Source organism: Clostridium sp. ZS2-4, assembly GCF_026719745.1.
GTDB lineage: Bacteria > Bacillota > Clostridia > Clostridiales > Clostridiaceae > Clostridium_H.
This window is the reverse complement of record NZ_JAPPRQ010000044.1, coordinates 107,995-129,661: the sequence shown is the minus strand read 5'-3', so window position 1 is coordinate 129,661 and position 21,667 is coordinate 107,995. Positions and strand designations below refer to the sequence as shown.

The 21,667-nt window shown below is 30.3% G+C and carries 19 protein-coding genes; 17 read left to right on the top strand and 2 right to left on the bottom strand.

What is annotated here, in order from left to right:
- Positions 1 to 63 precede the first annotated feature (63 nt).
- The 4 genes from OIO11_RS07725 (at position 64) to OIO11_RS07710 (ending at position 3,637) form a co-directional block, all read left to right on the top strand.
- Positions 64 to 927 (top strand): SLAP domain-containing protein, encoded by an 864-nt coding sequence (locus OIO11_RS07725; RefSeq protein WP_268070866.1) that lies wholly within the window; start codon positions 64 to 66, stop codon positions 925 to 927.
- On the top strand, positions 917 to 1,561 hold the full coding sequence (locus tag OIO11_RS07720) for a hypothetical protein (protein WP_268070865.1): 645 nt from the start codon (positions 917 to 919) through the stop codon (positions 1,559 to 1,561). The genes OIO11_RS07725 and OIO11_RS07720 overlap by 11 nt, the downstream gene beginning before the upstream one ends.
- Positions 1,562 to 1,594: 33 nt before the next feature.
- Positions 1,595 to 2,080, top strand: a complete 486-nt coding sequence (locus tag OIO11_RS07715; protein ID WP_268070864.1) for a hypothetical protein — start codon at positions 1,595 to 1,597, stop codon at positions 2,078 to 2,080.
- A gap of 72 nt (positions 2,081 to 2,152) precedes the next feature.
- Positions 2,153 to 3,637: a S41 family peptidase gene (locus OIO11_RS07710; protein ID WP_268070863.1), complete on the top strand. Its 1,485-nt coding sequence runs from the start codon at positions 2,153 to 2,155 to the stop codon at positions 3,635 to 3,637.
- A gap of 114 nt (positions 3,638 to 3,751) precedes the next feature.
- Here the strand turns inward: OIO11_RS07710 and galU are convergent, their stop codons facing one another.
- Positions 3,752 to 4,651: a UTP--glucose-1-phosphate uridylyltransferase GalU gene (galU, locus tag OIO11_RS07705; protein WP_268070862.1), complete on the bottom strand. Its 900-nt coding sequence runs from the start codon at positions 4,649 to 4,651 to the stop codon at positions 3,752 to 3,754.
- 325 nt (positions 4,652 to 4,976) lie between these two features.
- Here galU and OIO11_RS07700 point away from each other — a divergent pair, with 325 nt between their 5' ends.
- The 7 genes from OIO11_RS07700 to OIO11_RS07670 all read left to right on the top strand — a co-directional run bounded on the left by OIO11_RS07700 (position 4,977) and on the right by OIO11_RS07670 (position 11,639).
- Entirely contained in the window at positions 4,977 to 5,528 is a 552-nt protein-coding gene (locus OIO11_RS07700; protein ID WP_268070861.1) for a manganese efflux pump, read from the top strand.
- A gap of 72 nt (positions 5,529 to 5,600) precedes the next feature.
- Positions 5,601 to 5,942, top strand: a complete 342-nt coding sequence (locus OIO11_RS07695) for a single-stranded DNA-binding protein (RefSeq protein ID WP_268070860.1) — start codon at positions 5,601 to 5,603, stop codon at positions 5,940 to 5,942.
- Positions 5,943 to 6,254: 312 nt separating this feature from the next.
- Positions 6,255 to 6,650: a DUF6762 family protein gene (locus OIO11_RS07690; protein WP_268070859.1), complete on the top strand. Its 396-nt coding sequence runs from the start codon at positions 6,255 to 6,257 to the stop codon at positions 6,648 to 6,650.
- A 117-nt stretch (positions 6,651 to 6,767) separates the two neighbouring features.
- Positions 6,768 to 8,546 (top strand): oligoendopeptidase F, encoded by a 1,779-nt coding sequence (gene pepF / locus OIO11_RS07685; RefSeq protein WP_268070942.1) that lies wholly within the window; start codon positions 6,768 to 6,770, stop codon positions 8,544 to 8,546.
- A 161-nt stretch (positions 8,547 to 8,707) separates the two neighbouring features.
- Positions 8,708 to 9,766: an HD-GYP domain-containing protein gene (locus OIO11_RS07680; protein ID WP_268070858.1), complete on the top strand. Its 1,059-nt coding sequence runs from the start codon at positions 8,708 to 8,710 to the stop codon at positions 9,764 to 9,766.
- Positions 9,767 to 9,884: 118 nt separating this feature from the next.
- Positions 9,885 to 10,847: a rhomboid family intramembrane serine protease gene (locus OIO11_RS07675; RefSeq protein ID WP_268070857.1), complete on the top strand. Its 963-nt coding sequence runs from the start codon at positions 9,885 to 9,887 to the stop codon at positions 10,845 to 10,847.
- Between the two features lie 84 nt (positions 10,848 to 10,931).
- The gene (locus OIO11_RS07670; protein ID WP_268070856.1) at positions 10,932 to 11,639 is read left to right on the top strand and encodes a hydrolase; all 708 of its coding nucleotides are present in this window, start codon (positions 10,932 to 10,934) and stop codon (positions 11,637 to 11,639) included.
- Between the two features lie 64 nt (positions 11,640 to 11,703).
- On the opposite strand, the gene OIO11_RS07665 is transcribed toward OIO11_RS07670, so the two are convergent.
- Complete coding sequence (locus tag OIO11_RS07665) at positions 11,704 to 13,449, bottom strand: ATP-dependent metallopeptidase FtsH/Yme1/Tma family protein (RefSeq protein ID WP_268070855.1); 1,746 nt, start codon at positions 13,447 to 13,449, stop codon at positions 11,704 to 11,706.
- A gap of 405 nt (positions 13,450 to 13,854) precedes the next feature.
- Between OIO11_RS07665 and OIO11_RS07660 the strand changes: the two genes are divergently transcribed.
- From OIO11_RS07660 to clpB, 6 genes are all read left to right on the top strand, one after another.
- Positions 13,855 to 14,910: a YkvA family protein gene (locus OIO11_RS07660; protein WP_268070854.1), complete on the top strand. Its 1,056-nt coding sequence runs from the start codon at positions 13,855 to 13,857 to the stop codon at positions 14,908 to 14,910.
- 2 nt (positions 14,911 to 14,912) lie between these two features.
- A complete protein-coding gene (locus OIO11_RS07655) occupies positions 14,913 to 15,692 on the top strand; it encodes a ribonuclease H family protein (RefSeq protein WP_268070853.1) in 780 nt (259 codons plus the stop codon).
- 118 nt (positions 15,693 to 15,810) lie between these two features.
- Positions 15,811 to 15,987, top strand: a complete 177-nt coding sequence (locus OIO11_RS07650; RefSeq protein WP_268070852.1) for a YtxH domain-containing protein — start codon at positions 15,811 to 15,813, stop codon at positions 15,985 to 15,987.
- 187 nt (positions 15,988 to 16,174) lie between these two features.
- Positions 16,175 to 17,473, top strand: a complete 1,299-nt coding sequence (locus OIO11_RS07645) for a helix-turn-helix domain-containing protein (protein ID WP_268070851.1) — start codon at positions 16,175 to 16,177, stop codon at positions 17,471 to 17,473.
- A 23-nt stretch (positions 17,474 to 17,496) separates the two neighbouring features.
- Positions 17,497 to 18,756 (top strand): transcriptional regulator, encoded by a 1,260-nt coding sequence (locus tag OIO11_RS07640; RefSeq protein WP_268070850.1) that lies wholly within the window; start codon positions 17,497 to 17,499, stop codon positions 18,754 to 18,756.
- A 199-nt stretch (positions 18,757 to 18,955) separates the two neighbouring features.
- Positions 18,956 to 21,556: an ATP-dependent chaperone ClpB gene (clpB, locus tag OIO11_RS07635; RefSeq protein ID WP_268070849.1), complete on the top strand. Its 2,601-nt coding sequence runs from the start codon at positions 18,956 to 18,958 to the stop codon at positions 21,554 to 21,556.
- Positions 21,557 to 21,667: the final 111 nt, after the last annotated feature.

Below are 21,667 nucleotides of genomic sequence, written 5' to 3'. Positions count from 1 at the left end.
ATGAAACAAAAATTTTGTGAAATTTGCAATTAGGTAAATGAATTTATAAAGTGGAGGGAAATTATGACGAAGAATTTAAATGATGAAAGAAAAGTAGTAGACACTGAGCTTTCTATTCATCCTGAAATAAAGGACAGCCTTTCTGATTTCCAGAAGGAATGTTTAGAGGATGAAATTTCTACACTGCCGCCTATAAAAGATGGACAGGTTGATGTAAGTACAGATTACATATTTGATGTAGGAGACAGCTATGAAGCTAATGTTTTTATAAGAAATGGTCTTAGAAAGTCTTTAAGTCTTGAAAAGATTCCTTTAAGAATAATAGACAGTGAAGGAAAGGTTTTAGCAAGCAAGATATTTGGTTTAAGGGATGTTGGAGAGATACCTCCATATTCAGTAAGACCTTGGAAGATATATTTTTCAAAGCAGAAAGCGAATTTGGATGGATATGATTTGAGAGAACTTAAAATTGTATTTAATACAAAAATAAAGGCTGAATCTGTTGTTAAAGTAGAATACGAAAATTTACCAGAAAAAATTTCACTTCAGAATAAAGAAAAATATACGAAATTCTTAGAGAAGCTTCCTTTATTGAGAGAAGGACAATTTAGTATGTCAGCCTATGATGTTTCTAAAAAGAGAGATGGAGGAATATCAGTAACAGTTGTTATACGTAATGGAAGTCGTAAAGGAATTAAAATTAAAAAATTCCCTATAACAATTATAGATGCTAAAGGAGATATAGCTGCATCAGGAACCTTTTATCTGGAAGATGTTTCAATAAATCCTTATAAAGCTAGAATTTATAAGTTTGATTTTGAAAAAAATGAAATAAATAAAGCTGATGCTGATTTAAGCAAGTGGGACATTAATTTTACTATGAAAAATACTATATCTGCAGGAGATGAAGTTGAAAATGAAAAATAATAGTAAAAAGAAGGGTATGAAAATATTAGTAGGTTTTATTACCTTAGCGCTTATAGGAAGTACTTTTGCTACTATTGCTTCCATGAGAAATGCTAAAAGTAAGAAGAATGTACAGCAAGTAAATGAGGAAACTGTAAAAACAGAGGGTACTAAAGAAGTGGACAAGGATATAAATGAAGTATTAAAGAAGGATATGGCAAGTGCAAAGGTTGAGGCTGGAGATAAAGAAGTAAAAGCTAAAATTACTGTTACATCAGAGGCCAATAAAATTCAGTTGGATAAGATTGCAGAAGAATATTCAAAACAGCTTCAGGAGAAGTACAAGGGAAAAGATGTAAAAGTAGAAGTATTATATGGTGGTAAAACAGCGGCAGAATCAAATGTTTACAATCCTGTAAAGGATGAAAAAAATAAAGATATTCCTAAAATGACTGTAAGAATGGAAAATGCTCTAAGCACTATGGACAGACATGTAATTATTACATTGGATACAAAAACTCCAGAAAAATACACAGTAACAGTTTTAGGACAGAAATGCAGATATGCAGTTAAGCAAAAGTTTTTTCACACTGTTGTAGAAACTACAAATGAAAAAGCAATAAAAGACAGTATAAAAATAACTGTAAATAAATAACAAGAAACAGTTTATTATGAAGGAGGAGTTATGATGAAAATTAGAACAAAAATTTTTGGTGCGTTAGCTATTGCAGGATGCATTAGTTTGGGCGCAGGGATAAGTGCTTCTGCCAAGATGGATGCATACTTGGTAAAAGATAAGAACACAAATATGGTATATGAGTACGATTCTAAAACTTTAATTGATGGATTCTTGAATTACAGTGAAACTAAGAGTGATCCTTTTTATGAAGATTTCATAAGCAAGGTTTCAAAATTTGGTACATATGCTTATCATGATAGTACTGGAAAGTACGTTGACTTTTCAATTGTAAGTGATGCATTTTTAAATGCCAGTGAAAGAGGAAAACCATTTTCTTTAATGACTTTTACTGAAACAAAAGAAGCAATATCAAGTACTTCAATTCCTAAAATAGTAAAAAAAGCATCTGTAAGTGGAGGCAAGTTAGTTTATACTGATAAAGATACAGGAACTGCAGGAGCAGAGGAACCATTAGAAATTATTTCTATTGAATAGAAATTTTAAATTAATATATTTATGGAACTGTCTTCAGAAGGGAGGCAGTTCTTACTTTTAGGGGTGAAATATATGAACACATTAAAAAATAAGAAAAACAGGATATTATTATTTTTACTTTCATTAATGTATGTATTGAATTTTTCTTTTATAAGTGTTTCTGCTGAAGAAAGAGCTTATGTTCAGGGAAAAGCTATAGCATATTCAACAGAAACATCAGACGCTAATACTTTATCAGAAGTTAAAAATTTGATAAACAAGTATTATGTTGAGAATGTAAAAGATAAGATTGAAAATACACAATCTATTAATGAAATGATTACAGCTTTAGATGATCCTTATTCAAGGTATTTTACAAAAGAAGAGTATGAGAGCTTTGTAAACAGCATAGATAATAAGTTCTGTGGAATAGGTATATACATGGATATAGTAGCGGATGGTATCAAGGTTTTATCTACTATTGAAAATTCTCCAGCTGTGGAAGCAGGCCTTGAAGCAGGGGATATAATAATAAGTGCAGATGGGACAAGTCTCAAGGGAAAAGCTGTAGAGCAGGCTTCAAAATATTTGAAAGGTGAAGAAGGAAGCAAGGTCAATATAGTTGTAAAAAGAGGAGAACAGTTTTTGAATTTTCAGCTTATAAGAAAAATAATAGCTTCTCCTACAGTGACCAGTGAAGTTTTAAAGGACAACATAGGCTATATAAGACTTTCTTCCTTTGGAGTTACAACTGCTTATGAATTTTGGGATAAGCTAAGCAAACTGGAAGATGACAATGTGAAAAGTTACATAGTTGATTTAAGATACAATGGTGGAGGTTATGTTAATTGTGCTCTTGACATTGGAGGGTATTTTATTGGAGAGAAACCTATGATGTTGATGGAGGACAATAAACATAATAAACAGACCTATTATGCAACAGGTCACCCTAAAGTTATAGAAAAGCCAATAATATTTCTTGTTAATGAATACAGTGCCAGTGCTTCAGAGATTTTGTCAGCAGCAGTAAAGGATTATGGAAAAGCATTTTTCATAGGAAAAACAACATATGGAAAGGGAGTTGCTCAGAATATGTTCCCTTTAAGTGATGGAGGCTATATAAAGCTTACAACCTCTAAATTCTTCTCACCAAAGGGAAATATAATTCAGCATGTAGGCATAACTCCAGATTTTCATGTTAATAAGGATGAAGATTCTATACAGACGGCAAGGTTGATTTTATCTAACATAAATAAGGATGGAAAGCTTTTTAAGTTGAACAGTAAAAATATGAAAGAGATTGTAAAAAATAAAAATGATAAAACCATTTCTATAACTTTAAATAAAAATATTGATGAAAGTACTGTAAATGATAAAAATATAGAATTAGTTTCAGGAGAAAGCGGCGAAAAGCTTCCAGTTGATTTTAATGTTACTGATGGAAGAAAGATAGTTGTGAGTTTAAAAGATGGTTTTAAGAAAGCGGGAAATTATTATTTCCTTGTAAATGATAAGATAAAAAGTAATGATGGTACTGTTTTAAGTGCAGGAGCAGTAGTTAAAGTTATAGTGAAATAAGGAAAAATTGGGGTCAGGTCACAAATTTTAATATATGTCAAATGTTAAATGGAAATAAAAAATATACCAGCAGTATAATAAAGTAACATAGTTTATTATACTGCTGGTATATTTTTATTTGTTCTCAGAAAACTGATCTTCTGATTGGAAATTTTTGATTAAATTCAATAAATACTGCATAAAAGGTTCTTTGAGTTCTTCTTTTTGAAGGGCAAATTCTACAGTTGCTTGAAGAAATCCCAGCTTATCTCCAACGTCATATCTTCTTCCTTCAAAACTATAAGCGTACATGGCTTCTTGAGATATTAATGTTTTAAGTGCATCAGTAAGTTGAATTTCCCCACCTTTTCCTGGCTGGGTATGATCTAATATATTGAAGATTTCAGGTGTTATGATATATCGCCCCAGTATTGCAATATTTGAGGGAGCTTCCTCTATACTTGGTTTTTCAACCAGATCTTTAACCTTATAAACCCTGTCTTCTATATGAAGACCATTTACTATTCCATATTTATAAACTTCATCCTTTGGAACAGGCTGTACTCCTATGATACTTGTTTTATATTCATTAAAACAATCTATTAACTGTTTTAAACAGGGTACTTCGTTTTGTACTATATCATCTCCCAGCATAACGGCGAATGGCTCATTTCCTACAAAGGTCTTTGCACAGCTTATGGCATGACCTAGTCCTTTTGGTTCCTTTTGTCTTATATAATGTATATTTACTATATTTGATATGTTTTTTACCATATTAAGCAAGTCTGTTTTATTGTTTTCTTTAAGTTGATACTCCAGTTCAATAGATTTGTCAAAATGATCTTCTATTGCTCTTTTATTTCTTCCAGTTATAATTAATATTTCTTCTATGCCAGATGCTACAGCTTCTTCAATTATATATTGAATAGTAGGCTTATCAACTATAGGGAGCATTTCTTTAGGTTGTGCTTTTGTTGCAGGCAAAAATCTTGTACCCAATCCTGCCGCAGGTATTATTGCTTTTTTTACTCTCATAAATTCCACCATCCCTATGTAAAAAATATCTACTTTAATATTATATTCTATAAAATCAATATACAACATTAAAAATTAAAAATAAATACATAAAATGATTTAAAATATATAAAAAGATAAAAATGTATATTAACGGTAATGAATTCTGGAAGGTGAATTGCTAGTTTAGTTTTAGCAGTATGAATAATGAAAAAGTTTTTTTCATATCATAATGTATAAGTTGTAAGAAAAACTGTTTATTGTATTAAAACTTTGTAGAAGTTTTCTATAAATTGATTATTGAACAATGAGTATTGATAATTGCAATATATAAGGAGAATTTTTTATGAATATGTATTCGTTATTGTTAATAGCTTTGGCGCTAGCACTGGATGCTTTTGGAGTAGCTTTGAGCATAGGGATAAATGAAGGAATAAAATTTAAAAATAAACTTTGGTTCTCTATGTCCTTTGGTTTTTTTCAATTTCTTTTTTCTTTTACAGGTGCAGTTGCAGGTTTTCTGTTTAATACATATATACTGGCACTGCCCAAGATAGTAGGAGGCATAATAATAGGTGTGGTAGGAATACTTATGCTGAAAGAAGGTTTGGAAGAAAAAGAGGAAAATATTCTTTTGGAAAAAAAGATGTATTTTATTCTTGGAATTTCTGTGAGTATAGATGCTGCAGTTATAGGATTTACTGTTTTCAATAACATAGGAAGTAATTTAATATTGCTTAAATATACTTTATTCATAGGATTAATTTCTCTTATAATGTCAGGACTTGCTTTTGTTATTTCAAGATATCTGAGAAAAATCAAGATTGTAGCAAAATATGCGGATTATGTTGGTGGGATTATTTTGATTTTGTTTGGAATTAAGATGATACTATTTTAGTAACTCCTGATTAATAATATTTTATCTGGATATAATTTAGATAAATATTTTATTGTTAATGGAGGAGTAGAAATGAATAAGGTTTTGTTTATAGGTAGAATTACAAGGGATATTGAATTAAAACAGATAAAGGAAAATGGTAAGTTCGTAACTAACTTTACTTTAGCTGTTGATAGACCTTTCCTAAATGAAAAGGGCGAGAAGGGGGCAGATTTTATACCAGTAGTTGCTTGGGAAAAAAATGCTGAAAAGTTATCTAAACATACAAGAAAAGGAAGCATGATCAGTGTAATTGGAAGACTTCAAATGATTTCTTATGAAGGTAAAGATGGAGTCAAAAGATATTTAAGTCAAGTTGTTGCCCAGGAAATACAGTTCTTGGACTGGAAGAAAGATAGAGAAGAAGCCATGTAAGATAAGAACTTTTAAAATAAGTGTAGTATAGTTATTGGATATACTACGCTTATTTTTGTTTGAAAATATTAATTGCAAGTAACTGCATATTGTAATTAATATTGCAATTATTAATACTCATAGTTCAATGACCAATTGTGGTGGTAGTTCACTAACTTTCCACTAAGTGCAAACTTGCTATGATTTGTGAAAAATTATGTTATAATGGTTATAAAACTGATTTTAAGGTGATAATATGAAGGTATAGACTCTTTAATCTAAAGTATGTTTTATACTAGATAAAAAATAATTTTAAAAGGGTAGGGATAAAGAATGGAATTTTCATCATTAGTACTTATGGAAGTAGATAAGGATAATAAATTTTTAGGAGAACTTGGAAGCTACGAGGTTGGAGAAGGAGCTGAATATGTTACTAAATTTTTCTATAAAGAGGATAAAATAAATCTATATTTTGATACTAAGGAAGATGTAGAAGAGTGGCAGTATACTGCTTTATTTCATTTGTTTAACTTAGAAGCTTTTGAAGAAATGGGTTATAAAATTGAAGAAGAGGACGATGAATATAATCCAACGTGGATTGTTGAGTTTGATTATATTGAAGAACATAATGAAATGAAAGAAAAGCTAAATCAGGTTTGTGAACTGATTAATACGGAGATGAAAAAAGCTTTTACAGAGGCAGAGGAAAAGAAGGAAGAATATCTTTAGAACAGTTGACAGAGGACAATTAACAATTGAGAGTGAAAAAACAGGTTTTGCAAAAGGCAAAACCTGAATAATTTTTAATCCTAAAAAGCGGGGTGTTATATTGTGAGTGATACTAAGATGCTTAAAAAAAGAGATGAAATACCACAAGAGTATAAATGGGATATCGGAAAGGTTTATTCAGGTATAGAAGAGTGGGAAAAGGATTTTGCAAAACTAAAGGAAATTGCTCCAAGACTTAAAGAGTATAAGGGTAAGTTGAATCAGGCAAAAGAACTTTTAGCTTTCTTAAAACTGTATGAAGAGATTTCAAGGCTTGCGGATAAGCTGGCAGTTTATGCATTTTTGAGAGCTGATGAAGATACTACAAATACAACCCATCAAGCATTAAAAAATAAGATAGAGACTTATTTAGCCGAGCTTATGGCTATAGGAGCATTTTTTACTCCAGAAATTCTGTCTTATGAAGAAGGAACAATAGAAAGAGAAATTGAAGAGCTTCCTGAGCTTAGGATGTATGAAGTTATGCTTAGAAAAATATTGAAAAGAAAACCTCATACTTTAAGCAGTGAAATAGAAGAACTTATGGCAGCTGTATCGGATTGTTTAAATGCACCAGGAAATATTTTCAGCATGCTGTCAAATGCAGATATGACTTTCCCTGATATTAAGGACGAAGAGGGAAATGAAATACAATTAACAGAAGGAAATTATTCAAAGTATATAAAATCTAAAGATGTTAAGGTTAGAAAAGCTGCTTTTAAAGCATTATTCGGAACATATGAAAAATTTAAAAATACTTTAGCTTCATCTCTTACTTCATCTATAAAAAACTTTTCTTTCGTGGCAAAAACCCGTAAGTATAAAAGTTCTATAGAGAGTTCGCTGCAACCTAATGATATTCCAGTGAGAGTTTATGAAAATGCTATTGAAACAATAAATAATAACATAGAGAGTCTTCATAGATATGTAAGAATAAAGAAAAAATTGCTGGGATTAGATGAAATTCATATGTATGATTTGTATGTACCTGTAATAGATACACCTAAGACTCATATTGAATTTGATGAAGGAGTTAAGATTGTAAAAGAGGCTCTTAAACCATTAGGAGAAGAATATTTAAAGATTTTTGATGAAGGAATAGAGAAAAAGTGGATAGATGTTTATGAAAACAAGGGCAAAAGAAATGGAGCATACTCATGGGGATGCTATGATACAATGCCTTATGTATTGTTAAACTATAATTATGAGTTGAATGATGTATCAACCCTTGCCCATGAGATGGGACACTCTATACATTCGTATTATTCAAGAAAAGAGCAACCATATGTATATGCTGATTATACTTTATTCTGTGCAGAAGTGGCGTCTACAGTAAATGAATGTTTGCTTATAAATTATCTGATAGAAAATGAAAAGGATGAAAAGAAGAAGCTTTATCTTATAAACACTCAACTTGAACAAATAAGAACTACTGTGTTCAGACAGATAATGTTTGCCGAATTTGAAAAGATTACTCATGAGAAAATTGATAATGGTGAACCCCTTACTTCAGAAGATTTATGCAGCATATATCATGAGTTGAATGTTAAATATTTTGGTGAGGATATGATTGTAGATAAAGAGATAGATATGGAATGGTCCAGAATTCCTCATTTTTATAGTGATTTTTATGTATATCAATATGCTACAGGATATTCAGCAGCAAATTCCTTTGTGAAAAATATATTAGACCAAGGAGAAAATGCTGTAGAAAAATATAAGGGCTTCTTAAAGAGTGGAGGTTCTGATTATCCTATAAATATACTTAAAAGTGCAGGAATTGACATGACTGTATCAAAGCCGATAGAAGATACAATAAATAGATTTAATGAACTTTTGAATATGTTAGAGAAGTAAAGGCAAATTTAATATAAATTCGAGTTTAAACATATTTACACCTAAAATATTTCCAAAATGTAAAAAAAAGAGGAAAATTAATGAAAATTATAGTTTATTATAATATAATAGAATTAATTGGTAAATGAAAACGGCAATATAAATATTTTATGAGGTGGAATATGAGACTTGAGTTTATAAATAGAGTTAAAGAAAAAGATGTTTTGGGAAAAAGTATTCTTACTAATGATGGAAGTATTCTATTGAGATCAGGTATTGCATTAACAGAACAATATATATCAAAGTTGAAAAAATTAGGTGTTTTGTATGTATATATTGAAGATGACAGATTAGATGATGTAATGGTTGAAGATGAGAGGCTTGTAAAGTTAAAGCGGGTTGCCATGAAAAGTATGGAGAAAATAATCAAAAATATTCATGTTGCAAATAAAAGAGAAACTAGAGATTCTCTTAGAATTGTAGAAAATTTAGTAGAATATATAATTGATGCTGGTGATGTGAATAAAAGCTTATATGATATACAAACCTATGATAATTATACCTATGTACATTGTCTGGATACGGGTATTATGGCAACTTTTTTAGGACTTTCAATGCATTTAAGTGAAAGTGAACTAAAAGATCTTGGAAAGGGAGCAGTACTTCATGATATTGGTAAAACTAAGATACCATATAACATAATTAATAAAAAAGGATCTTTAACGGATGAAGAATTTTTGGAAATAAAAAAGCACCCTATATACGGTAGAGAGATTTTAGAAAAAAACATTCAAATACCTATGGAAATACTTGAGGCTGTAGAGCAGCATCATGAGAGAATTGATGGAAATGGATATCCTTATGGTTTGCCAGGAAATCAAATTTCTAAATATGGTAAGATTGTTTCTATATGTGACGTATACGATGCTGTAAGTAATGACAGAAGCTATAGAAAAAAATTTAGCCCTAATGGAGCTTATGAGCTTATATTGGCTGGAAGTGGATGTATGTTTGATGAGAAAATAGTGAAGAGTTTTAAAGAAACCTTTGCTATATATCCATTAGGATGTTGTGTAAGACTTTCAAATAATATTGAGGGATATGTAATAAGGCAAAATAAAGGTTTCCCAGACAGACCTACAATAAGAGTTCTTTATGATATAGGATTAAAACAACCAGTACCTTTTTATGAGATTGATTTAATGAGGGAATTGGCTGTTACTATAGAAGAGGTAGTATAGATAAAAATTATAAAATACAATAGCATAAAAAATTAAGTATACAGTTATAAATGCCTTTTGAAGAGGTATTTGTAACTGTAATTTTTAGTTTTACTTTATTTATAGTTGGAGGAATAATATGAAGAAGGAAGAATTAAATAAATTTATTATTGATATGATGTGCAGGTATTATGATTATAATATTAAAGAAATTTATTCAAAAGATGGTATCCAATCTTTTTGGGGAATAGAAAAGGTGATAAATGGAGTAAAACAATGTTTAGTTTTTTTGAATAAAGATAATATTAACAATGTAGATATAAATGAAAATGAGCAGTTAATCAAAGTGCTTATGTTGGTAAAAGAAAATGAAAATGAAGAAATTAAAGTTGGAGAAAGTGATATAAAGAAAATTTTAATTGTTGATGAAGTTAAGAATAAATTGGTATATTGTCCAGAAGAGCTTCAAGAAATGGGAAATGAGATATACAGTATACTTCAGTATAGAAAAAAAATAGAAGATGAAAAGAAAGAAGAAAAGAAATCTATTATAACAATAGCGCTAATTTCTGTTAATGTACTTATGTATATAATAACAGCTATTCTTTCTGGAGATATAATAGATAGCGATATAAGAGTTTTAATATTTTTAGGAGCCAAAGTCAATAAGCTCATAAGCAGTGGAGAATATTACAGACTTGTTACAGCTATGTTCTTGCACGGAGGGTTGATACATTTAGTGTTGAATATGTATGCGCTGAATGCATTAGGACCTTTTGTGGAAAAGGTTTATGGAAGAGTAAAATATGTAATTATATATTTTACAGCAGGAATTGTTTCTTCAATATTTAGTTATATGTTTTCAGAAGGAGTTTCAATAGGAGCTTCAGGAGCCATATTTGGACTGCTTGGAGCAGCATTGATTTTTTCATTAAAAATGAAAGATAAAGTTGGAAAAGGAATGGTTAAAAATATTATTTCTGTTATAGGAATAAATATTTTTGTAGGTGTAGCTATTCCCAATATTGATAATTTTGCACATTTAGGAGGACTAATAGGAGGGGGATTAGTATCTCTAATGTTAAAGAATAAAATTGAATAGGATATTAAAAATATAGTTATTGTATTAGATAATGGGTGGATATATAATTATAATAGTATTTGCTTAGAGTTGTAGGAGGAAATTATGAAAAAAAGTGTACCTGAAATAAATGGAATTTTAAGAAGTAATATGATTAAAGTACCTGAAGTTATTAGAGAGGCTAGTGGAATAATAGTTTTAGGTAAAAGAATAAAATCATTGGCTTTTAGTACCGATGTTGCAGTAATTAGAAATACAAATGCAGATGCTATTATGGCAGTATATCCTTTTACCCCACAGCCGGTTATAACAGAAGCTTTAATGGTTGGAGCAGATAAGCCTGTTTTTTGCGGAGTGGGAGGAGGAATAACCACTGGAAAGAGAGTAGTAAACTTGGCTTTAGATGCAGAGTTTAAAGGGTGTATTGGAGTTGTATTGAACAATCCAACTTCAAATCAGGTTGTAAGCAGGGTAAGAAAAACCATAGATATTCCTGTTATAGTTACAGTGGTTTCGGAAAAGGAAGATATACAAGCCAGAATAAATTCAGGAGCAAATATCTTGAATGTTTCTGGAGGGAAAAGAACATCAGAGATAGTAAGGACCATAAGAAAAGATTTTCCTGAGATGCCTATAATAGCTACAGCTGGACCAACTGATGAGACTATAAAGGAAACTATTGATGCAGGAGCTAATGCTATAACATTTACTCCTCAATCAACAGCACATATTTTTTCAACTGTTATGGCTAGATATAGAAATTCTTATGAACAGCACGGTGAGCTTCATCCTGATATAGGTATAATAAAGTAATGCAAAGTATATATAAAACAAGACGGTTTTTCATTTCGAAAAACCGTCTTGTTTTTAGCGAAGATTAGTTATTAACTATTTTTTCTATGTCATTACTGTATAATGTTTCTTTTTCTATCAATGTATTTGAAAGGTTTTCTAAAATCTCCTTATTATCACAAAGTAATTCTTTTACATGTGTATACAGACTGTCGACTGTATTTTTGCACTCATTTATAATATCCTGTTTATTAGATGAGGATAGTTCGCCTATTTCAGAGAGAGTTAATAATCCTAAAGATTCTCCCATTCCATAAGAAGCAACCATGTTGGATATTATATTTGTTGAGTGTTTTAAGTCACTATATGCACCAGTAGTGATTTTGTCTTTGCCAAAGATAATTTCTTCAGCAGCTCTCCCTCCAAGAAGAACCATTATTCTTTTTTTCAAGTAATCCTTGTTCTGGTACATTTGATCCTGAGGAATGCTTAGTGTATATCCTCCAGCACCTTTAGTACTTGGAATAATAGTAACTTTCGAAATTTTATCATCAGGGAGTACTTTGGCAGAAACTAGAGCATGTCCAGCTTCGTGGTAAGCGGTGATTTTTTTATCTATATCTTTTATGTGATCTCTGTTTTGTTTTTCATATCCAGCTAAAACTATTGAAAAGGCTTTGTCAAAGTGTCTATTCTCTATATTCTCACTGTTTTCCTTGCAGGCAAGTATTGCAGCTTCGTTAACTAAATGTTCGATTTTAGCACCTGAGAATAAAGAGGTCTTTTGCGCCCATTCCTTAATATGGATGTCTTTGGCAGGTTTGTTTTTAAGGTGTAATGATAATATTTTTTCTCTTGCTGAAACATCAGGAAGAGAAACTTCTATATGTCTATCAAATCTGCCAGGTCTTAGCAAGGCTGGGTCAAGCATATCCAATCTGTTAGTAGCAGCCATTACGACAATTCCTTCTTTTTCATTGAAGCCAGACATTTCAGTAAGAAGAGCATTTAAAGTTTGATCTCTTTCATCAGATCCGCCTTTTCCAGCAGAACCGTCCCTCTTTTTTCCTATGGCGTCGATTTCGTCTATAAAGATTACTGCCTTTCCATGAGCTTTAGCCTTCTTGAATAATTGTCTTATTCTGCTGGCACCAACCCCTACATATACTTGAATGAAATCTGAACCGGATACAGCATAAAAAGGAACACCGGCTTCACCTGCAACAGCTTTTGCAAGTAGGGTTTTACCAGTCCCAGGTTCACCGTACAATATAATTCCTTTTGGCATACGGGCACCATAGGTATTGTATTTCTCAGGTTGTTTAAGGAAGTCTATTATATCCTTTACACTTTCTTTTGCTTCTTCGTTTCCTGCAACGTTTTTAAAAGTATAGTTTACATCCTCTACGGCACTTGCATCTAAGGAGTCAACAGAGCGAATACCCTTTGAAGCAACCTTAGAATTTTTTACAGCCATTACAATAAGGGCTATTACAGAACCACCTAAAAGCACAAAAGGTACAACTTCTACAGGAGATACATAAGATTGTTCTAAAACCTTTACTCCGCTTTTTAATAGTTCTTCTTTAAAGTTATCACTTCTAGGATTATCGGTTTGATAAATTTTACCATCAGTAAGCTGTACTTTAAAAGTCGGAGAGCTTGTGTAATATACCACCGAAATTTTGTTGGTCTTTATGTCACTTAAAAATTCTGTATATGATTTTGTTTCTTGAGATTTAAAGGCAAAGCTTGTAAATACTATGAGTATTATAGATATTATAGTTGTAATTATTGGGATAAATATATATTTGTTTTTTCTTTTATTCACAAAATCATCCTTTCTAATATAAGAATTATAAAGTTTTTGGATCGATTCAAATTAAATAGGGAACTCAAATCTGTGAGTGATATTTATGGCTTATACAGAATGCAAATTTAGCTGTAGTAAAAACTACATTTGAATTAAAGTTTACTTTATCACATAGCTAATTGCCAGTAAGCCTTTGGATAATTGAGTATTGAGAATTGAGTATTGATTATGTCAACCTGTGATAATTATATTAAATTTACAAGCGGATGTCCAATATAAATCATAAAATTTGCTAATGTAATTTATGTTAATGAGGTATAGTAAAAGATTTATTGTGTTAAATTAAATTATTGTGTATACTTTACTTGTGTTGTTAAATTATTGCAAGTTGGGGGGGGAAGGCTCTAGAGGAGCTTTAACTGTATGAATATTTCAGATATAAGGGTTAGGTTAACTGAAGCTGATTTGCTGGGAATGATAGTGGAAAATGTAAAACTTCAGGGTTTAGAAATAGAGAAAATCCAAATAAAAGAATTAATAAAAGTAGAGGGGTATTATACTAAAGGATTAAAAATTGGCTTCTCTATTTCATTGGGATTGGGAAGTGTAGAAAATAATATATTAAAATTAAGATTGTTTAATATTAGAGTTGCTAAAATTCCTGTATGGTCTAAAATTGTGGACTTTGCGCTTAAGAAGATTTTAAAGAATTTTGAGAGTATGGGAATAAGTATGGAAAAGAGTACTATTTACTTAAATTTTACTTCATTATCAAAGTATATACCAGCTGTAGATTTCACTATTAAACATATTACTCTTTTCAAAAGTGGACTGGAAGTGGAACTTCAAAATTTAATTTACTCACAAAGTAAAGAGGCAATGTCCTTGGATGAGCTTAAAAGTAAGTTAAATGAAGGTAATGAAGAATGTTGTGAAGGAAATATGGAAAGTGAAAAAAAGAATACTAATAGTGAAGATATTTTAATGCAGGATGAAATAATCATTGTGAATAAAACAAAAGATGAATATTCAAAGATAAGAGAAGGAGTGGAGAACAGGGTTTCGGCAAAATATAAAGATTTTGCTGAATATGCTATGCTTATTCCAGATATAATAGCTCTATTATATAGAATTATGAGAGATAAAAGAGTTAAGAGTAAAACTAAGGTATTTATTGGTGCAGCAATTGGATATTTGGCACTGCCTTTAGATATTTTACCTGATTCTATTCCAGTTGTAGGTAAAATTGATGATGTTGGAATAGTTCTTTTAGTTTTAGATAAAATTATAGATGATATACCTGAACATATTATTGTAGAGCACTGGCAGGGAAAAGAAGATATTATAACAAGGTCTAGCGAAATAAGAGAACTTTCCTTTAGTGTTATAGGAAGAAAAAATACTATTAGCGTATTAAGTGGAATATTTGTATTATCAAGAAAAATGATACATAGAAAAAAGAAATTTAGGAGTAGGTAGAGATGGCAAAAAAGATTTATGCTATTAAAGAAGGCTTTGATTCTAAAAATAGTACTAAGGTTGTAGATAAAATAGTTTATTCCTGGGATGAATGTTTGAAATACGTAAAGGGAGTCAAGGGAGCTAAATATAAGAGCTTTACCTCTATGGATGAGGTGGAGGAATATCTGAATATGGGAAGTGGATTTCTGAAAAAAGGAGTAGATGAGTATCCGAGTGACAAAGTACAGGCTTATATTGACGGCAGTTATAATTCTGCTTCGGAAAAATACTCTTACGGATTGGTTGTTGTAAAAGAAGATGTTGTTCTTCATATTGAAAATGGTGCTTCAGCGGATAATTCAAGTAAGGCTATAAGACAGATAGCAGGAGAGCTTGAAGGTGCTATTAAGGCTTTGGAGTATGCAAGGAATAATGGGATAAAAGAGTTGATTTTAATACATGATTATGTAGGGGTATGCTATCATGCTACAGGATTTTGGGAAAGAAAGGAAGAATCATCGAAAAAGTATTATGATGATTTTAATTCTTTAACTGAGAACAATGGTATAAAGGTAACCTTTGTTAAAGTGGACAGTCATACTGGAGATTTGTTTAATGAGGTAGTAGATGAGTTTGCTAAAAAAGCAATAAATGTACCTCTTAAGGGAGAAACAGCAAAGCTTTTAAAGAGTCAAAAAATAAAGGTTAAGAACAGAATTATAAAAGATAAAATGATGGAAATTGTAGGAGCGGTGTCTGCAGAAAATATTATTGTTTTGGAAGAAAGAAATAATGTTTAATATTTTCAAAATTGCATAACCTATAGTTAATAACAGTATTGAATTTGTTAGTCAGCAGATAAAGAGTGATTAACTATAAACTGTCTACTGTAAACTATAATAAAGGGGTGCAAATGATATGAATGGAAAATTTGTAAGAGGTATAACTACGGGTGCTATTATAGGAGTAACGGCAGGTATGATGATGGCACCACAGGTAAGCAGAAGTACTAGAAAAAGAATGAAAAAAAACGGAAGAAATATGTTGAATACAGCAGAAGAAGTATATGACACTTTCATGGATTGGATGAGATAAAGCAAAGAAAGAAATTCAAGATAATATATTATCTTGAATTTCTTTCTTTTTTTTATATTATTTTGGAAATATACACTATTTTTTTTGCAGAATATAAAAGAAATATGCTATAATATAAGTAGTATTTACTAATTTATTAAATGATACTAAATCTATTAATTATATTAAGGCAAAGGAAGAGGTATTTATGGAAATCTTGTCTTTAGGAGAAAAAATTAAGAGAAGAAGAAAAGAATTGAATATGACATTGAAAGATTTAGCAGGGGACAGAATAACTCCGGGACAAATAAGTTTAGTTGAATCAAGCAAGTCGAATCCTAGTATGGATTTGTTAGAGTATTTAGCAGGTGCACTTAACATTTCCGTAGAATATCTTATGGAATCAGAAGAGACTCAAGCTGAAAAAATATCTATGTACTTTGAAAATATTGCAGAGTCTCACATATTAAATAATGAGTTGATTTTAGGAGAACAATATACAGATAATGCACTATACTATGCAGAAAAATATAAATTAGAATATAGAAAAGCAAAAAATTTATATTTAAGAGGAGAAATATATATATATAAAGGTGAGTATGGAGTAGCTCAGCAGCATTTTTTATCTGCTAACGTAATATTTATAAAAGAAAATAGATTTGAAGATATTATAAGCACTTTTTTAAAGCTTGGAATGATTACATTAGATACGCAGGCATATCATGCAGCTTGTAGTTATTTTCAACAGGCAGAAAAGGTATATAGTGACAATAATTTGGAAAATGATTTTATGATTGGACAAATTTACTATTATATTGCTAGTACATATTTTAAATTGGATGACATTGAAAAAGCTATAAATTATTCATATTTAGCCAATGTAAAATTCAAAAAAATTGATAATAAAAAGGAATATGCTAAATCGCTTTTATTATTGTCAGAAGAGTATAGTAAAAAAGGTGACATAGATAAAGCAATAAAATATTCTAACAAAACTTTAAAATTATTTAAGGAAGTTAATGATTCTAACTATATATCTCATATTGAAAATAATTTGGGAAGATTGTTTTATGAATTTGACAATTTGGAAGAATCTTTTGAACATTATAATAAGGCAATAAAGTTAAGAAAGCAGCATAAGGATTCAAGATATATAGAAACCCTTATTAACATATGTGAGAATCATATTAAACTTAAGGATATGGAAAAAGCTAAAAAAGTTTTAAAGGAAATAATGGACAACGTGGAAAATGGTGGAAAGTTGGCGTTATTCAATTATTATCTACTAAAACATAGAGTTGATTTAATTGAGGGAAATTTGGGAGAGGCAGAGAACAATTTGATTATGGCTTTGAACTATGCAAAGAATATGGAGCTTATTGATGAATATGCAGAAACTGCTGTATTGATTGGTAAATTTTATGTGGACAATGGCAAGGATAAAGAAGCTGCAAAGTATTTAAATGAAGGTGTTGAGGCATTTAAAAGATTAGGGGTTTTGAAATAGTGTAGTATTGGATAGGTGATTACATGGAAGTTTTAGCTGTTGGAGAAAAGATAAAGAGAGCAAGGATTTATAAGGGATATACATTAAGAGATGTATGTGGAAGTGAAATTTCAGTTTCAAAGCTAAGCTGCATAGAAAATGGAAAAATTTACCCAGAAGATTGGATATTAGAATTAATATCATCTAAATTAGATTTAGATATGGAATATTTAAAGAAAAATGTTGATGAGCAGATAAATACGAATATAAAAAATATGCTTAAAAATAATAAAGCTGAAGATTATGTTGAAGAACTGAAGTATAATTTAGAATTTGCTGAGAAATTCGGATATTACAATATTGCTTTGGATATCATGCATTTAATATTTCAGCATATACTGGAAAATGGTGACATAAGAGAAATACAAAAAAATATTGGACGATACTATGACATAAGTAATAATGCTACTGCAAGACTGAGAAAGACTATGTATTATATGGATGTTGCAAAATATTTTTATAAAAATGGAGAGTATTATCAAGCCGTTAACTATTTTAAAAATGTGAGAAAAACTTTAAGTGACAGTAAATATAAAGATACTAATATGGTTGCTGATTCTATATATTATGAAGCATCATGCCATATTAAACTGCAGAGATATGAAAAGGCTTATGAAATTGCTGAAGGATTAAAAAATTTATTTGAAAATTTAGAGGATAAATTGCAAAAAGCTAAGATGTATCATATGATGGCCATTCTTTCCCTTAAATTAAATAAAGGCAATTTTGAAGAATATGAGTCAAATGCTTATGAAATGTATGAAAATGACATGGAACATAAAGCAGTAGCCATATATAATTTTGCGTCTACTATGTTTAAGTCAGATTTAAAGAATAAGGCTCTTGAATACATACAAAAAGCTGTACAATTGTATCCAGAAGATAATGAAGAGAAATTGGTTAATTTTATGCTTGTATGTACTTCTGAGCTTGTTGATAATAAAACTATTGAATTTGCGAAAGAATTAAGCGATGATGTTCTAAATAGAGCTATACATTTAGATAATACTAGGTTTATCGAAAAAGCTTATTACTTAAAATCAAAGTTGCTACTGGATCAAAATAATTTAGTATCAGCGGAAATGTATATGAATTTATCACTTGATTTTCTTGCTAAGGTTGGAACTAAAAGAGAAATTTATGATAGATATATGGAAATGGGCAAAATGTACCATGATATGAATTCAATAAGTGAATCTATCAAATACTTTTCTTTAGCTATGGGTTTACAGAAAAAATTATAAAACAAAATTATAAAACAAAATAAAAAAGCCTTTTGGCTTTTTTATTTTTGTTTTTGGGGACGGTTCTTTAGTTTTATTTAAATCAAATAAACAAGTTTTAAATTTGTTATTGAATGAAAGATATAAGTATTTATTAGTGATTATTAAAGAGTTATAATAAGGTAATAATAATTATAATAAATATGAAAGGATGATAGCTGTGGATATAGAAAAAATGACCATAAAGGTCCAACAAGCATTAAATGAGGCACAGCTAATAGCTGTGAAATATAACCATCAACAAATAGAGGTTATACATTTATTTATGGCGTTAATATCTCAAGAAGATGGACTTATTCCTAATATTTTTAGTGGGATGGGGGCTAATGTAAATAATATTAAACAGTCTATACATAGTGAACTGGATAAAATGCCTAAGGTTTTAGGTGAAGGAGCAAAAAGTTCAGGAGTATATGCTGTAAGAAGGATAGAAGAAGTATTTATTGAAGCAGAAAAGTATGCAAAGAGGTTTGAGGATTCATACATAAGTGTGGAACATGTAATGCTTGCAATTATGGACATTGATTCAAAGGGGATTGTTGGTAAAATATTAAAAACATTTAATATAACTAAAGATGGATTTTTAAATATTCTTTCTACAGTCAGAGGAAATCAAAGAGTTGAAACTCAAGATCCAGAAGGAACATATGATGCTTTAAAAAAATATGGAAGAAATTTAGTTGAAGAGGCGCAAAAACATAAGCTAGACCCAGTTATAGGGCGAGATGAAGAAATAAGACGAGTTGTAAGAATTTTATCAAGAAGAACAAAAAACAATCCTGTTTTAATAGGTGAACCTGGGGTTGGTAAAACAGCTATAGTTGAAGGACTTGCTGAAAGAATAGTTAGAGGAGATGTACCTGAAGGACTTAAGAATAAGATAATTTTTTCTTTAGATATGGGCGCTTTAATTGCTGGTGCTAAATTTAGAGGAGAATTTGAAGAAAGATTAAAAGCGGTATTAAGGGAAGTTAAAAGTAGTGAAGGTAGAATAATTTTATTTATTGATGAGATACATACTATTGTGGGAGCAGGAAAAACAGAAGGAGCTATGGATGCTGGTAATCTTATAAAGCCAATGTTGGCAAGAGGGGAGCTCCACTGTGTTGGTGCAACAACCTTCGATGAATATAGAAAATATATTGAAAAGGATAAAGCTCTTGAGAGGAGATTTCAGCCAGTTATAGTTAATGAACCAACAGTTGCTGATACTATTTCTATACTAAGAGGACTTAAAGAAAGATTTGAGATACATCATGGAATTAGAATACATGACTCTGCTATAGTGGCAGCAGCTAAATTATCAGATAGATATATAACGGACAGGTTTTTACCTGATAAAGCTATTGACTTGATTGATGAAGCAGGTTCCATGATTAGAACAGAAATAGATAGTCTTCCTACTGAATTAGATGAGGTAAGGCGTAGAGTTTTTCAATTGGAGATTGAAAAAGAGGCTCTATCAAAAGAAAAAGATAAAGCATCTCAAGAAAGGTTATCATTTTTAGAAAAAGACTTAAGTGAATTAAAAGAAAAAGATAAAGAAATGACTGCAAAATATGAAAAAGAAAAAGCGGATATTACTGTGGTTAGAAATTTGAAGGAAAAATTGGATAAAGCAAGAGGGGATCTTGAAAAAGCTGAAAGAGACTATGAGCTAAATAAGGTTGCAGAATTAAAATATGGAATTATTCCTAACCTTGAGGAGCAGATTAAAGAGAATGAAAATAATCTAAAAGATAATAGTGAAAGAGCACTATTGAAAGAAGAAGTTACGGAAATAGAGATATCTGAAATAGTTTCAAAATGGACTGGTATACCTGTAACAAGACTTCAGGAAAAAGAAAAAGAGAAGTTGCTAAGATTAGAAGATGAACTTCACAAAAGAGTAATTGGACAGGATGAAGCAGTTACTTCCACAGCAAATGCTGTTTTAAGGGCAAGAGCAGGACTTAAGGATATTAATAGACCGATAGGTTCATTTATTTTCTTAGGTCCTACAGGAGTGGGAAAGACAGAACTTGCAAAAACTTTGGCAAGAACTTTATTTGATAGTGAGAATAATATAATTAGAATTGACATGTCAGAATACATGGAAAAGTATTCTGTATCTAGACTTATTGGAGCTCCTCCGGGATATGTTGGATATGAAGAAGGAGGACAGCTAACTGAAGCGGTAAGAAGAAACCCGTATAGCGTTATTTTATTTGATGAAATTGAAAAGGCACATGATGATGTGTTTAATATCTTTCTTCAAATTTTAGATGATGGTAGGCTTACTGATAATAAGGGAAAAACCATAGATTTTAAAAATTGTATAATTATTATGACTTCCAATATAGGAAGCAGCTATCTTTTAGAGAATAAGGGTTCAAATTATATTGATGAAGAAATAAAAGAAAAAGTAATGGATGCAATGAAAAGGAGATTTAAGCCTGAATTTTTAAATAGATTAGATGATATAATAATGTTTAAGTCATTAACAGAAGGGGAAATAGAAAAAATAATTGATATTTTTGTTGAAGAAATAAAAGAAAGATTGAGGGAAAAGAACATTCAGTTAGAAATTTCAAAGGAAGCAAAACAGCTTATGGCTGAAGAAGGATATGATCCTGTTTATGGAGCTAGACCTTTAAAAAGGTATATAGCTAAAACTTTAGAAACTGCAATAGCAAAATTGATAATTAAAGGTGAAGTTTATGATGGTTCATTAATTAAGATTTTAAGGGATAATGATCAATTAAAGTTAGAAGTTAAATAAAATGAGGGGACGGTTCTCAATTTTTGATTTTAGCAAAAATTGAGAACCGTCCCCTTATCTTGATTAGATTCATTAAATTACATAGAGTTATTTTAATATAAAAAGTACAAT